Origin of the sequence: Pseudomonas sp. F9001 (genome assembly GCF_013385435.1) — a bacterium.
In the GTDB taxonomy this organism is placed as follows: domain Bacteria; phylum Pseudomonadota; class Gammaproteobacteria; order Pseudomonadales; family Pseudomonadaceae; genus Aquipseudomonas.
Genome location: NZ_JACAPX010000032.1, coordinates 30,306 through 45,262 on the forward strand (window position 1 = coordinate 30,306; position 14,957 = coordinate 45,262).

General features: G+C 58.8%; 14 protein-coding genes. 11 read left to right on the plus strand and 3 right to left on the minus strand.

The annotated features are described in order from the left end of the window. The first annotated feature begins 109 nt into the window (after positions 1–109). From rpsM to bfr, 7 genes are all read left to right on the plus strand, one after another. Positions 110–466 (plus strand): 30S ribosomal protein S13, encoded by a 357-nt coding sequence (gene rpsM / locus HX818_RS24810; protein WP_003210063.1) that lies wholly within the window; start codon positions 110–112, stop codon positions 464–466. Between the two features lie 30 nt (positions 467–496). Continuing rightward, positions 497–886 carry a 30S ribosomal protein S11 gene (gene rpsK, locus HX818_RS24815; RefSeq protein WP_002555466.1) on the plus strand — a complete coding sequence of 130 codons (390 nt, stop codon included), beginning with the start codon at positions 497–499 and terminating at the stop codon, positions 884–886. Between the two features lie 18 nt (positions 887–904). Next, positions 905–1,525: a 30S ribosomal protein S4 gene (rpsD, locus tag HX818_RS24820; protein ID WP_003210056.1), complete on the plus strand. Its 621-nt coding sequence runs from the start codon at positions 905–907 to the stop codon at positions 1,523–1,525. Positions 1,526–1,547: 22 nt separating this feature from the next. Then, positions 1,548–2,549: a DNA-directed RNA polymerase subunit alpha gene (rpoA, locus tag HX818_RS24825; protein WP_003176403.1), complete on the plus strand. Its 1,002-nt coding sequence runs from the start codon at positions 1,548–1,550 to the stop codon at positions 2,547–2,549. A 41-nt stretch (positions 2,550–2,590) separates the two neighbouring features. After that, a complete protein-coding gene (gene rplQ, locus HX818_RS24830; protein ID WP_003210053.1) occupies positions 2,591–2,977 on the plus strand; it encodes a 50S ribosomal protein L17 in 387 nt (128 codons plus the stop codon). Positions 2,978–3,225: 248 nt separating this feature from the next. After that, positions 3,226–4,674, plus strand: coding sequence for a catalase (locus HX818_RS24835; RefSeq protein WP_008436430.1), 1,449 nt, complete (start codon positions 3,226–3,228; stop codon positions 4,672–4,674). Between the two features lie 155 nt (positions 4,675–4,829). Next, positions 4,830–5,294, plus strand: coding sequence for a bacterioferritin (gene bfr, locus HX818_RS24840; protein WP_003210048.1), 465 nt, complete (start codon positions 4,830–4,832; stop codon positions 5,292–5,294). Positions 5,295–5,362: 68 nt separating this feature from the next. Here bfr and uvrA read toward each other — a convergent pair whose 3' ends face one another. Then, on the minus strand, positions 5,363–8,197 hold the full coding sequence (gene uvrA / locus HX818_RS24845) for an excinuclease ABC subunit UvrA (RefSeq protein ID WP_003210046.1): 2,835 nt from the start codon (positions 8,195–8,197) through the stop codon (positions 5,363–5,365). Positions 8,198–8,375: 178 nt separating this feature from the next. Here uvrA and HX818_RS24850 point away from each other — a divergent pair, with 178 nt between their 5' ends. Further along, positions 8,376–9,770 carry an MFS transporter gene (locus HX818_RS24850; protein WP_008436436.1) on the plus strand — a complete coding sequence of 465 codons (1,395 nt, stop codon included), beginning with the start codon at positions 8,376–8,378 and terminating at the stop codon, positions 9,768–9,770. Between the two features lie 9 nt (positions 9,771–9,779). After that, positions 9,780–10,298, plus strand: a complete 519-nt coding sequence (locus HX818_RS24855) for a single-stranded DNA-binding protein (RefSeq protein WP_003210042.1) — start codon at positions 9,780–9,782, stop codon at positions 10,296–10,298. 91 nt (positions 10,299–10,389) lie between these two features. Here HX818_RS24855 and HX818_RS24860 read toward each other — a convergent pair whose 3' ends face one another. Further along, complete coding sequence (locus HX818_RS24860; RefSeq protein WP_177008886.1) at positions 10,390–11,298, minus strand: LysR family transcriptional regulator; 909 nt, start codon at positions 11,296–11,298, stop codon at positions 10,390–10,392. Between the two features lie 103 nt (positions 11,299–11,401). Here HX818_RS24860 and tam point away from each other — a divergent pair, with 103 nt between their 5' ends. Beyond that, entirely contained in the window at positions 11,402–12,163 is a 762-nt protein-coding gene (gene tam, locus HX818_RS24865) for a trans-aconitate 2-methyltransferase (protein ID WP_177020905.1), read from the plus strand. Here the strand turns inward: tam and HX818_RS24870 are convergent. Further along, positions 12,147–13,088: a LysR family transcriptional regulator gene (locus tag HX818_RS24870; RefSeq protein WP_177020906.1), complete on the minus strand. Its 942-nt coding sequence runs from the start codon at positions 13,086–13,088 to the stop codon at positions 12,147–12,149. The two genes, tam and HX818_RS24870, sit on opposite strands and share 17 nt — an antisense overlap. 176 nt (positions 13,089–13,264) lie before the next feature. On the opposite strand from HX818_RS24870, the gene HX818_RS24875 reads away from it, so the two are divergent. Further along, positions 13,265–14,938, plus strand: a complete 1,674-nt coding sequence (locus HX818_RS24875; RefSeq protein WP_256346378.1) for a DUF1302 domain-containing protein — start codon at positions 13,265–13,267, stop codon at positions 14,936–14,938. Positions 14,939–14,957 lie beyond the last annotated feature (19 nt).

The following is a 14,957-nucleotide window of genomic DNA, read 5'->3' on the forward strand; positions in this document are numbered from 1 at the left end:
GGCAGCTAGTGCGCTGCCGGGTTGATTATTTGTTATTACAGCGATATTATCTCGCGCCCTATTTCTTGGCTTCCGGGGCGTAGGTAGCTGTCAATTGGAGTCCCACTGAATGGCCCGTATTGCAGGCGTTAACATTCCAGATAACAAGCACACTGTTATCTCGCTGACCTACATCTATGGTGTTGGTCGCACTACTGCGCAGAAAATTTGCGCAGACACTGGGGTAAACCCAGCCGCAAAGATCAAGGATCTGAGCGACGAGCAGATTGAGCTGTTGCGTGGCGAAGTGGCGAAGTTCACCACTGAAGGTGACCTGCGTCGCGAAATCAACATGAAAATCAAGCGTTTGATGGACCTCGGTTGCTACCGTGGTCTGCGTCATCGTCGTGGTCTTCCAGTACGCGGTCAGCGTACCAAGACTAACGCGCGTACCCGTAAAGGTCCGCGTAAGCCGATCCGCAAGTAATCGCCCACGCGAATCGACAGGAAATTAATCATGGCAAAACCTGCTGCTCGTCCTCGTAAAAAAGTTAAAAAGACAGTGGTTGATGGCATCGCCCACATCCATGCATCTTTTAACAACACAATCGTGACCATCACCGACCGTCAAGGTAACGCGCTTTCTTGGGCTACCTCCGGTGGTTCGGGTTTCCGCGGTTCCCGCAAGTCCACCCCGTTTGCTGCTCAAGTAGCTGCTGAACGTGCTGGTCAAGCTGCGCTGGAATATGGCCTGAAAAACCTCGACGTCAACGTCAAAGGTCCAGGTCCAGGTCGTGAGTCTGCTGTCCGTGCATTGAACGGCTGTGGCTATAAGATCGCCAGCATCACCGACGTGACGCCAATCCCGCACAACGGGTGCCGTCCGCCGAAGAAGCGCCGCGTGTAATCCAGGAGATTGTAAAGAATGGCTCGTTACATTGGTCCAAAATGCAAACTCGCTCGTCGTGAAGGCACCGATCTCTTTCTGAAGAGCGGCGTGCGCGCGATCGAATCGAAGTGCAACATTGAAGCAGCACCTGGTATCCACGGCCAACGCCGCGGTCGCCAGTCCGACTACGGCACCCAACTGCGTGAAAAGCAGAAGGTCCGTCGTATCTACGGCGTTCTCGAGCGTCAGTTCAGCGGCTACTACAAAGAAGCTGCTGGCAAGAAAGGTGCAACCGGTGAAAACCTGCTGCAACTGCTCGAATGCCGTCTGGACAACGTTGTATACCGTATGGGCTTTGGTTCGACTCGTGCCGAATCCCGTCAGCTGGTATCGCACAAATCCGTCAGCGTAAACGGCCAAACCGTTAACGTCCCGTCGTACCAGGTTCGTGCTGGTGACGTGGTCGCGATTCGCGAGAAAGCAAAAAATCAACTTCGCATTGTCCAAGCTCTCGATCTGTGTGCCCAACGTGGCCGCGTAGAATGGGTAGAAGTAGACACTGAGAAGAAGTCGGGCGTTTTCAAGAACGTTCCTGCTCGCAGTGATCTGTCCGCCGACATCAACGAAAGCCTGATTGTCGAGCTCTACTCCAAGTAAGGGCTAGAAAATAGGTGCATCCATGCAGATTTCGGTAAATGAGTTCCTGACACCCCGTCACATTGATGTGCAGGTTGTCAGTCCAACCCGCGCCAAGATCACTCTCGAGCCTCTCGAGCGTGGTTTTGGCCACACCCTGGGCAACGCGCTGCGCCGCATCCTGTTGTCCTCAATGCCCGGCTGTGCAGTAGTCGAGGCCGAGATTGACGGTGTGCTCCACGAGTACAGCGCCATCGAAGGTGTACAGGAAGACGTAATTGAAATCCTGTTGAACCTTAAAGGTCTGGCTATCAAGCTGCACGGCCGTGACGAAGTTACGCTGACCTTGTCGAAGAAGGGTTCGGGGGTGGTTACCGCTGCCGATATTCAGCTGGATCATGATGTCGAGATCGTTAATCCCGATCACGTAATCGCTAACCTGGCGTCTAACGGCGCCCTGAACATGAAGCTCACCGTAGCTCGTGGTCGTGGTTATGAACCGGCCGACTCGCGTCAGAGCGATGAAGACGAAAGCCGCAGCATTGGTCGCTTGCAGCTCGACTCTTCGTTCAGCCCGGTTCGCCGTATCGCATACGTGGTGGAAAACGCCCGTGTCGAACAGCGTACTAACCTGGACAAGCTGGTTATTGATCTGGAAACCAACGGTACTCTGGATCCTGAAGAGGCTATCCGCCGCGCTGCAACCATTCTGCAACAGCAGTTGGCTGCGTTCGTCGACCTCAAGGGTGACAGCGAACCAGTGGTAATCGAGCAGGAAGACGAGATCGATCCGATCCTGCTTCGCCCGGTTGACGATCTGGAACTGACTGTACGTTCGGCTAACTGCCTTAAGGCGGAAAACATTTACTACATCGGTGATCTGATTCAGCGCACCGAAGTAGAACTGTTGAAGACTCCGAACCTGGGCAAGAAATCCTTGACTGAAATCAAGGACGTTCTGGCCTCCCGCGGTCTGTCCCTCGGCATGCGCCTCGACAACTGGCCGCCTGCAAGTCTTAAGAAGGACGACAAGGCGACTGCCTGATCGTCGTAATCACCGAACGTGAGTTTGGTAAGGAATGAACCATGCGTCATCGTAAAAGTGGTCGTCACCTGAGCCGTACCAGCTCGCACCGTAAGGCTATGTTCCAGAACATGGCGGTGTCGCTGTTCGAGCACGAGCTGATCAAAACTACACTGCCGAAAGCTAAAGAACTGCGTCGCGTTGCTGAGCCGCTGATTACTTTGGCCAAGACAGACAGCCTGGCTAACCGCCGTCTGGCTTTCGACCGTACTCGTTCGAAAGCTATCGTTGGTAAGCTCTTCAACGACCTGGGCAAGCGTTACGCTACCCGTGAGGGTGGCTACCTGCGCATCCTCAAGTGCGGTTTCCGCGCTGGTGACAACGCGCCTATGGCGTACGTTGAGCTGATCGATCGTCCAGTTGGCGGTGAAGCTGTATCCGCTGAGTAAGACGTCAGTCTGTAACGAAGAACCGGGCCTAGTGCCCGGTTTTTTGTGCGCGTTGGAAAACTGGCATTACCTCGAGCGAATACACGTTCAGCCCGTGCAGCAACTTTTGATATCCGTTCGGATGGATCGTTAGTTAATTTCTATCGGTGGGTATGATTTAATAAATTTGATGGTGTCATCTTCCTGATCAATAATCGCTACACGCCGATTAGCCGGCAGTTCCAAGACTGACCTGAGGAAGATTGAGCATGAGCCAGAATAAAACCCTTACTACCGCCAGCGGCGCACCTGTCGCGGATAACCAGAATTCCCGTTCCGCCGGCCCACGCGGCCCGCTGCTGCTCGACGACTTTCACCTGATCGAGAAGCTCGCTCACTTCAACCGTGAAAACATTCCTGAGCGTCGTGTACACGCCAAAGGCTCGGGCGCTTACGGTACCTTCACCGTCACTCAAGACATCACGCAGTACACCAGCGCCAAGCTGTTCGATTCTGTGGGCAAGCAAACTCCGACTTTCCTGCGCTTCTCCACGGTGGGTGGCGAGCGTGGTTCGGCTGATACTGAGCGCGACCCGCGTGGTTTCGCGTTGAAGTTCTACACCGAAGAAGGCAACTGGGACATCGTTGGTAACAACACCCCGGTGTTCTTCATCCGCGACCCGCTGAAGTTTCCCGACTTTATCCACACCCAAAAGCGCCTGCCGCAAAGCAACCTGAAAAGTGCACAGATGATGTGGGACTTCTGGTCGCACTCCCCTGAGGCGCTGCACCAGGTCACCATCCTGTTTTCGGACCGTGGCATCCCGGACGGCTACCGTCACATGCACGGCTTCGGCAGTCACACCTACAGCTTGATTAACGCCAAAGGCGAGCGTCACTGGGTGAAGTGGCACTACAAGACCAAGCAAGGTATCAAGAACCTGGCGCCGGCTGACGCTGCACGCCTGGCGGGTACCGACCCTGATTACGCTCAGCGCGATCTGTTCGGTGCTATTGAGCGTGGTGACTTCCCGAAATGGCGCGTGTGCATTCAGATCATGACTGAGGCCCAGGCCAACGCTCACTACGAAAACCCGTTCGACGTGACCAAGACCTGGTCGCAGAAAGAGTTCCCGCTGATCGAAGTGGGTGAGCTGGAACTGAACCGCAACCCGCTGAACTACTTCGCTGAAGTTGAACAGGCGGCTTTCGGTCCAAGCAACATGGTCCCGGGTGTTGGCCTGTCGCCAGACCGCATGCTGCAAGGGCGCGTGTTCGCTTACGCCGATGCCCATCGCTATCGCGTAGGTACCAATCACCAGCAACTGCCGGTGAATGCGCCACGCAGCCCAGTCAACAGCTACCAGCGTGATGGTTCGATGGCATTCGGCTCCAATGGTGGTGCGGCCCCCAATTACGAGCCAAACAGCTACGCCGATGCGCCGAAGCAGGCTCCTCAGTATGCCGAGCCAGCCTTGGCCCTGAGCGGTGCGGCTGATCGTTACGATCACCGCGAAGATACCGACTACTACAGCCATGCCGGTGCGCTGTTCCGCCTGATGAACGATGAGCAGAAAGCCCTGCTGATCAACAATATCGCCGGCGCAATGGCGGGTGTTTCCAGCGACGTGGTGCAGCGCCAGTTGCAGTACTTCTTCAAGGCCGACCCGGCTTATGGAGAAGGGATCGCATCTGCACTGGGTGTATCGCTTAACTGACTCTAAACGATAAGCAGAACCGCCCTCATTTGGGCGGTTTTTGCGTTATTTAAGCTACTTTTCACCGGAAATCTTCACTTTTCTGCCGTTGGTCCCGTGACCTCCGGGTCATCATGGTTCAAACTACAGACTTTCAAGCAGGGAGATGTAGGGCGATGCAAGGTCACCCCGACGTAATCGATTACCTCAACACGTTGCTGACGGGCGAACTGGCAGCTCGTGACCAATATTTCATTCACTCGCGGATGTACGAAGACTGGGGCTTTACCGAGCTCTACGAGCGTATCAACCATGAAATGGAAGAAGAGGCACAGCACGCCGACGCACTGATGCGCCGTATCCTGATGCTCGAAGGCACGCCCCGTATGCGTCCCGACGACCTGGATACCGGCACCACGGTGCCTGAGATGCTCGCCAGCGACTTGCGCCTTGAGTACAAGGTCCGTGCCGCGCTCTGCAAGGGCATTGAGCTCTGCGAGCAGCACAACGACTACGTCACGCGGGAAATCCTGCGGGTGCAGTTGAATGACACCGAAGAGGATCACACCTACTGGCTGGAAAAGCAGTTGGGCCTGATCAAGCTGATTGGCCTGGAGAATTACCTGCAATCGCAGTTCTGATTCCTCCAGCTACTAAAAAGCCCCTGTCACTTACACGGTGACAGGGGCTTTTTCGTGGGGCTGAACAATCAGTCCTTGTCGCGAGCCAGCAGAGGCTTGAGGTAGAAGCCGGTGTGAGACTGCTTCATCTCCGAGACTTGCTCCGGTGTGCCGACCGCAATGATCTGCCCACCTTTGGAACCGCCTTCCGGCCCCAGGTCCACCAGCCAGTCGGCGGTCTTGATCACATCCAGATTGTGCTCGATCACTACCACCGTATTGCCGTGGTCACGCAGGCGATGCAGCACATCCAGCAATTGCTGAATATCCGCGAAGTGCAGGCCTGTGGTCGGCTCGTCGAGGATGTACAGCGTCTTGCCGGTATCACGCTTGGACAGCTCGCGAGACAGCTTGACCCGCTGGGCCTCGCCACCCGACAGCGTCGTCGCCGACTGACCCAGCTTGATGTACGACAGGCCAACATCCATCAGTGTCTGCAGCTTGCGCGCCAGGGCCGGTACCGCGTCGAAGAACACCCGCGCTTCCTCGATCGTCATCTCGAGGGTTTCGTGGATGCTCTTGCCCTTGTACTTGATCTCCAGGGTTTCGCGGTTGTAGCGCTTGCTCTTGCACACGTCGCACGGCACGTAGATGTCCGGCAGGAAGTGCATCTCCACCTTGATCAAGCCATCGCCCTGGCACGCTTCGCAGCGGCCGCCCTTGACGTTGAACGAGAACCGACCAGGCCCGTAGCCACGGGAGCGCGATTCCGGCACGCCGGCGAACAGCTCGCGAATCGGCGTGAACAGCCCGGTGTAGGTCGCCGGGTTGGAGCGCGGTGTGCGGCCAATCGGGCTTTGGTCGATATCGACCACCTTGTCCAGGTGTTCCAGGCCCTTGATGCTGTCGTGAGCGGCGGCTTCCAGGGTGGTCGCGCCGTTCAGTGCAGTGGCACTCAACGGGAACAGCGTGTTGTTGATCAGCGTTGATTTGCCCGAACCGGATACACCGGTCACACAGGTCAGCAGGCCCAGCGGGATCTCCAGGTCGACATTGCGCAGGTTGTTGCCGCGCGCGCCCTTGAGGTGCAGTGCCATCTTCTTGTTGCGCGGGGTGCGTTTGGCCGGCACGGCGATCTTCACGCGACCCGACAGGTACTTACCGGTCAGCGAGTCAGGATGCGCCATCACTTCAGCCGGCGTGCCCTCGGCGACAATATGCCCACCGTGAACACCCGCTCCCGGGCCGATATCGACCACATAATCGGCCAGGCGAATCGCGTCTTCATCGTGCTCGACCACGATCACCGTATTGCCGATGTCCCGCAGGTGCTTCAGCGTGCCCAGCAAGCGGTCGTTGTCCCGTTGATGCAATCCAATCGACGGTTCATCGAGGATGTACAACACGCCCACCAGGCCGGCACCGATCTGGCTGGCCAAGCGAATCCGCTGGGCTTCACCGCCGGAAAGCGTGTCGGCACTGCGGTCCAGCGACAGGTAGTCCAGGCCCACGTTGACCAGGAACTGCAGCCGTTCACGAATCTCCTTGAGGATCTTGTCGGCAATTTCCCCGCGGCGGCCCGTCAGTTTCAGCGTGCCGAAGTATTCGCAGGCATCGCCAATCGGCAGGTTGGTCACTGCCGGCAGGGTCTTCTCGCCAACCCACACATGCCGCGCCTCACGGCGCAGGCGTGTGCCACGGCAATCCGGGCAAGGCTGGGTGCTGAGGAACTTGGCCAGCTCCTCGCGCACGCTGGCGGACTCTGTCTCGCGGTAGCGCCGCTCCAGGTTCGGCACGATGCCTTCGAACGGGTGCGAGCGTTTGACGATATCGCCACGGTCGTTCAAATACTTGAAGTCGACGTTCTGTGAACCGCTGCCATGCAGGATGAATTTCTGCTGTTCGGCCGGCAGTTCGTTGAACGGCACTTCCAGGCTGAACTTGTAGTGCGAAGCCAACGAACCCAGCATCTGGAAGTAATAGACGTTACGCCTGTCCCAGCCACGTATCGCACCCTCCGCCAGTGTGAGGTCACCGTTGACCAGGCGCTTGATGTCGAAGAATTGCTTAACCCCCAGGCCATCACAGGTCGGGCAAGCGCCGGCCGGGTTGTTGAAGGAAAACAGCTTCGGTTCCAGCTCGCTGATGGCATGGCCGCAGATCGGGCAGGCGAAGCGCGCGGAGAAGATGATTTCTTCCCCGGGTTCATCGTCCATCGGCGCCACCAGGGCAATGCCGTCTGCCAGCTTCAGCGCGGTCTCGAAAGACTCCGCCAGGCGCTGCTGCAAATCGGCACGCACCTTGAAGCGGTCGACGACCACATCAATCGAGTGCTTTTTCTGTTTATCCAGCTTCGGCGCTTCGTCCAGCTCGTAGAGCTTGCCGTTGATGCGGGCACGCACGAAACCCTGGGCACGCAGTTCTTCAAAGACCGAAAGGTGTTCACCCTTGCGCTCGCGAATCACCGGTGCCAGCAGCATCAGCTTGGCGCCCTCCGGCTGGGCCAGCACCAGGTCGACCATCTGGCTGACGGTCTGGGCTTCCAGGGGAATGTCGTGGTCCGGGCAGCGGGGAATACCGACGCGGGCATACAGCAGGCGCAGGTAGTCGTAGATCTCGGTGATGGTGCCCACGGTGGAACGCGGGTTGTGGGAGGTGGATTTCTGTTCGATGGAAATCGCAGGCGACAGGCCTTCAATGGTGTCGACGTCGGGCTTTTCCATCATCGACAGGAACTGGCGGGCATAGGCCGACAGGGATTCCACGTAGCGGCGCTGGCCTTCGGCGTACAGCGTGTCAAACGCCAGGGACGACTTGCCGGACCCGGACAAGCCGGTGATGACGATCAGTTTGTCCCGTGGCAGGGTCAGGTCGATGTTCTTCAGGTTGTGGGTTCGAGCCCCACGAATCAGGATCTTGTCCAAGATGGCCTCGCACGGCGGGCGTAAATAATGCAGGAGTATACGGCTAAAGACTGGATGAATATACACTGTCAAAGTGCCGGGTGCAGCCTTACATGAAAGCTGCGCGGCAAAGCGCCGCATATACCCTCTCAATCGATGGGACTGGTAGAATCGCCGCCGGTTCACACGAGGTTTATCCATGCACGATCCCCACAGCGAACGCATGAGTGGCAGCGAGACCCGCGCAGCAAGCGGTCTGGCCCTGGTGTTCGCATTCCGTATGCTTGGCATGTTTATGGTGTTGCCGGTGCTGGCAACCTATGGAATGGATCTCGCAGGAGCGACCCCGGCCCTGATCGGCCTGGCGATTGGCGCCTATGGCCTGACCCAGGCGCTGTTTCAGATTCCGTTCGGCGTCATTTCCGACCGCATCGGCCGCCGGCCGGTGATCTACCTCGGCCTGATCGTCTTCGCCCTGGGCAGTGTGCTTGCGGCCAATGCCGACTCGATCTGGGGCGTGATCGCCGGACGCGTCCTGCAAGGCGCCGGCGCGATTTCCGCCGCCGTCATGGCACTGCTCTCCGACCTGACCCGCGAACAACACCGTACCAAGGCCATGGCGATGATCGGCATGACCATCGGTCTTTCGTTCGCCGTGGCGATGGTAGTCGGCCCGCTGCTGACCCGCGCGTTCGGCTTGCACGGCCTGTTCCTGGCGACGGGTGGCATGGCGCTGTTCGGCATCGTGATTGTCGCCTTCATGGTTCCGCATTCCACGGGGCCGTTGCAGCACCGTGAGTCGGGCGTCGCCAAGCAGGCATTGCTGCCGACACTCAAGCACCCGGACCTGTTGCGCCTGGATTTGGGTATCTTCGTATTACACGCAATGCTGATGTGCAGCTTCGTCGCCTTGCCCCTGGCCCTGGTACAAAAAGCCGGGCTGCCCAAGGAGCAGCACTGGTGGGTGTACCTGACCGCGCTGCTGATTTCGTTCTTCGCCATGATCCCGTTCATCATCTATGGCGAGAAGAAACGCAAAATGAAACGAGTTCTGCTGGGCGCCGTCGCGACATTGATGCTCACTGAGCTATTCTTCTGGCAGTTCGGCGACAGCCTGCGGGCGCTGGTGATCGGCACGGTGGTGTTCTTCACCGCGTTCAACCTGCTGGAGGCTTCACTGCCTTCGCTGATCAGTAAGGTTTCACCGGCCGGCGGCAAAGGCACGGCGATGGGCGTGTATTCCACCAGCCAGTTCCTCGGTTCTGCACTGGGCGGGATCATGGGCGGCTGGATGTTCCAGCATGGCGGTTTGTCGGTTGTGTTCCTTGGATGCGCCGGGCTGGCTGCACTTTGGCTGGCCTTTGCTGTTACCATGCGCGAACCCCCATACGTCACAAGCCTGCGTCTGCCGTTATCGCCCGAAGCGATTCGTGAAGCCGGTCTGGTAGAGCGCCTGAAGGCCGTCGTTGGGGTAACAGATGCAGTCGTGGTTGCTGAAGAGGCGGCCATTTACATCAAATTGGACACCGAATTATTGGATCGCGCGACGCTCGAGCAACTGGTCAACCCAGTGCCGACAGCGCGCCCAGCCTAGGAGAACGTTATGGCCCGTGGGGTTAACAAAGTCATATTGGTCGGTACATGCGGCCAGGATCCCGAAGTTCGCTACTTGCCGAACGGTAACGCCGTGACCAACCTGAGTCTGGCGACCAGCGAACAGTGGACCGACAAGCAAACCGGCCAGAAGGTCGAGAAAACCGAATGGCACCGTGTGTCGATGTTCGGCAAGGTTGCAGAGATCGCCGGTGAATACCTGCGCAAAGGTTCGCAGGTCTACATCGAAGGCAAGCTGCAAACCCGCGAGTGGGAAAAAGACGGCATCAAGCGTTACACCACCGAAATCGTGGTCGACATGCAAGGCACCATGCAACTGCTGGGCGGCCGTCCACAGGGCGACCAACAGGGCCAGGGCGGCATGTCCAACTCGGCGCCGCGTCCACAGCAGCAGTCCCGTCCGCAGCCAACCCAGCAGCCACAGCGTGAGTCGCGTCCAGCGCCACAGCAGGCCGCTCCTCAGCCGGCAGCCGACTTCGACAGCTTTGATGACGATATTCCGTTCTAAGGTCGCTTGAGACCCAGAACTGTCGCGTAACACCAGAAAACCCCCGGTGGCCTTGGCCCCGGGGGTTTTTCATTGCGGACACGGCAATCCGCTAAACGTCAGTAGAAGCGGCGCTCACCACCAACTCCCGAAACCTCTCCAATACCGACGACGTATCACCTACCCGGGTAGCCAGGTGCAACGGCGCCACCAGGCTCCGGCACTCCGAAAGCTCCCGATAAACAATCCCGTCGCCCCGCAACCGTTGCATTGAGGCAGGCACAATCGAAACCCCAAGCCCTGCAGCCACCAGGCTCAACGTCGCCGTCATGCGCGGCGCCTCTTGCACAACTTGCGGGCTGAAACCCGCTTCGCGACACGCCACCAGAATCGCGTCATACAACCCAAGCCCTACCCGGCGCCGATACAGCACAAACGCCTCGGTGGCCAATGCCGCCAACGGCAGCGGCGTCGACGGGTTGATAGCCAGTGGGTGGTCGGTAGGCAGCGCCAGCAACATTGGCTCCACCAGAATTGGCTGGTCCTGCAACGCCTGCGTCCCGCTCAGCGGCGAGCGAATGAACGCCGCGTCGAGCTTTTCGTGCAGCAACGCGTCCAGCAGTTCACCGGTACCGGCTTCTTCCAGTACCACTGAAACGCCGACAAAGGTTTCCCGAAACAGGCGCAGTACGCTGGGCACAAACGGATGCAAGGCGGCAGAGCTGGTGAAACCAATCGCCAGGCGTCCGCGTTCACCTCGGGCGGCGCGGCGCACAATGTCGGCCACACCATCGACGCTGGCCAAGATATGCCGCGCCTCTTCCAGCAAGGCCAGCCCCGCAGTGGTCGGGCGCACGCCTCGTGGCAGGCGCTCCATCAGCACCACACCCAACTCGGCTTCAAGACTTTGCAACAGGCGGGTCAGCGGCGGTTGCTGCATGCCCAGACGTTCTGCCGCGCGGGTGATATAGCCTTCTTCGGCAATCGCGACGAAGGCCCTGAGCTGCCTGAGTTCCAGCATAGGGATACTTTTCAGGTATGGGAGATGATCAATCGTGGCATTTGTTCTCATGGATCACAAGATTTAGGCTGTCCTCACTCCTCACAGAAGAAGGAATGCCGCAATGACCTGGTCAGCCAAGCAATACTCGATGTTCGAACAACAGCGCACTCGTCCCGTCCGGGATCTGGTAGCGGCCATCCCTGAGGGTGACGTGCGCACCGCCGTCGACCTGGGTTGCGGCCCGGGCAACTCGACTGAAGTCCTGGCTGAGCGCTTTCCGCAGGCAGTGGTCACCGGCATGGACAGTTCCGATGACATGCTGGTCGACGCCCGCAAGCGCCTACCCGCGTTGAACTTCGAATTGGCGGATATCGGCGCCTGGAACCCCGTGCAGAAATTTGACGTCATCCTCGCCAATGCATCGCTGCAATGGCTGCCTGATCACGCCACGCTGTATCCGCATTTAGTCAATCAACTGACCTCCGGCGGCACCCTGGCGGTGCAGACGCCCGACAATCTTGACGAGCCGGCCCACAAGCTGGCGCGGGAAGTCGCGGCGGACGGCCCGTGGGCCGCAAAGATCGGCAGCGTCAAACACAATGAACGCCATACCGCGAGCTACTACTTTGAGTTGCTGAGCCAACACTGTTCCACCGTGGATGTATGGCGCACCACTTACCACCACCCGCTGGCAGGTTCTGCCGCGGTGGTGGAGTGGTTCAAGGGGTCGGCATTGCGTCCGTTCCTGGCGCCCCTGACCGAGTCAGAAAGGAACGCCTTCCTCGACGAGTACCTGGCGCGGATCACCAAGGCTTATCCAGCGCTGGCCGATGGCACCGTACTGCTGCCTTTCCCTCGGCTGTTCATCATCGCGACCCGTTGAACAACCCGGCCACGCGCTCGCTGTATTCCGCCGCCACTTCCTGAAGCAAGTGGCGCATCCAGCGGTGCGCCGGGTCGCTGTCGAGCACTTTGTTCCACAAGGTGAATTCGCGCAGCAGCGGCAATTCAAAGGGCGGCGCCAGTGCGCGCAATGACAGGAAGTCGCCATACAAGGTCGCCAGGCTTCTCGGGATCACCGCGACCCGTTGGGTGCCCACCAGCAGATGCGGCACCGTATTGAAGCTGCTGGTGGTCAACTCGACCCGGCGCGCCTGGCCATAACCCTGAAGGATTTTTTCACTGAAACTGGGTTCGCGGGCACTGCCGAAGTTGACCGCAATGTGCCCCAGGTTCAGGTATTGCTCCAGGCTGAGGTGCTCTCCCACCAGGCTGTTCTGCGACCAGACCACACACTGGTAGTCATCCTCGAACAACAACTCTTTGGCATGCAGATCCGACAGGTACTGATCGGGCATGATCACGAAGTCCACCTCGCCCTGGGTCAGCATTTGGTTGTAGTGATCGGAGGCGTGCTGGATGTCGAGGGTGATGTACGGCGCCCGTTGCTGCAGGCGTTGGGTCAGCGGGCCGAGAATGACCGTGGTCACAAAGTCGGTGGCGATCAACTTGAAGTGGCGCTTGCAGGTCAGCGGGTCAAATTCGGGCTTGTTGACGATCGTCGATTGAATATCCAGCAGCACTCGACGCACCGGCTCGGCCAGGCCTTGGGCGAGTGGCGTGGGCAACATCTTGCGCCCCACCTGCACCAGCAACTCATCATCAAAGTAATCGCGCAACCGCGCCAGCAAGCCGCTGGCCGCCGACTGGCTGACGTTCAGGCGCTGCGCTGCGCGCGTGATGTTCTGTTCGGTGAGCAGGGTGTCGAGGACCACCAGCAAATTCAAATCCAGGTGATGAAAGCGCATGGCCTTGCCTCCAGATGAGTATGGCGCGTTGTATCACTTTTTTTGGATGGATGGCATCCCGATAATCGATTGTTCGGATTGTTTGGCCCTCCCTATTATCGATTCCAGAAGCGGCAGGAGCGCCGGTTCTCAAAAGACCTTTCAAGACAAAAATAACAAGTCAGAGGTTGGTATTGATGAAACGGGACCGTATGAGCAGCGTCCGGCCGCCTTGCCAGTGGGCCACCCTTGCCGCAGCGCTTGCCGCAGTGGGCTGGGTCCATCACGCGGGTGCATTTGAAATCGACACTGGCGATTCAGACTTGCGTCTGCGCTGGGACAACACCCTCAAGTACAACGCTGCGTGGCGCGTAAAGGACCGGGACAGCAAACTCGTCAGCACGGTTAACCAGGACGACAGCGACCGTAACTTCGACAAGGGCCTGATCTCTAACCGGCTGAATATCCTGTCCGAATTTGATGCGCGCTATAACAACTTCGGCGCCCGCGTCAGTGCGGCCGGCTGGTATGACAGCGTGTATGAAGGCAGCAACGACAACGATTCGCCGGCCACCGCTAACCAGCGCTCAGTCAGCCATGACCACTTCACGGACGACACCCGCAAGCTTCACGGCAGCGATGCCGAGATCCTCGATGCGTTTGTCTTCGGCAAGGGCAACCTCGGCGAGCTGCCCACCAGCTTCCGCCTGGGCCGGCACACCGTGTTGTGGGGCGAAAGCCTGTTCTTCGGGGCCAACGGCATTGCGGGCGGGCAAGCACCGGTGGACATCATCAAGGCCACCTCAGTACCCAATACACCGTTCAAGGAATTGATTCGCCCGGTCAATCAATTCTCCGGGCAGGTTCAGTTGCGGCCGAACGTCTCGGTGGCGGCGTACTACCAGTTTGCGTGGGAAGAGAACCGCATCCCCGCCGTAGGCAGCTATTTTTCCACCTCGGATGTGGTGGGCGAGGGCGGTGAACGCTTGATTGTGGGTGGCCCGATCGGCCCCAACCAACAACCGCTGGCGTTCTTTCACGGCAAGGACATCAAGGCGGACGACAAGGGCCAGTACGGTCTGTCGCTGCGGTTTTCGCCTGAAGACTGGAACACCGATTTTGGTCTCTATGCGATCCGCTATCACGCCAAGGATCCGATGATTTACACCCGCGCCAATCCCGGCGGGCCCAACCCGTTGACCGGTCAACTGGGCGAATACCAACTGGTGTACGCCGAAGGGATTCGCGCATTTGGCGCCAGCTTCAGCACCTCGGTGGGCGATGCCAACGTTGCCGGTGAAGTCTCGGTACGGCGCAATACGCCGCTGGTGAGCGTGTCCCAGGCCAACCCGACGGGCCTGGGAGATAACGCCAGCCATGCCTTGTACGCCGTGGGCAACTCGCTGCATGCCCAGCTCTCCAGCCTCTACTCGTTCAACAGCAACGGCATTTGGGATTCTGCCAGCCTGGCGGGTGAAGTGGCCTGGCACCGGCGCACCAGCATCACCAAAAACGCTGCCGCGCTCGACCCCAACAGCGAGCGCGATGCCTGGGGCCTGCGCATGAGCTTCACCCCCAACTTCTTCCAGGTGTACCCCGGCGTCGACCTGAGTGTGCCGCTGGGCCTGGGCTACAACCCGAAAGGGCGCTCGTCGGTGATCAGCAAATTCAACAACGGTGTGGGCGACAAAGGCGGCGATGTGAGCATCGGCCTGCAGCTTGAGTACCTGCAAACCTGGAAGGCCGGCCTCAACTACACGCACTACATCGGCGGCAGCGACAACTTCCTCGATAGCCGGAACGCCAACACCTATGGGCAACCGCTCAAGGACCGCGACTTTATTGCCTTTACCGTCCAGCGATCATTTTGATCGTGGCTGCATAACAACA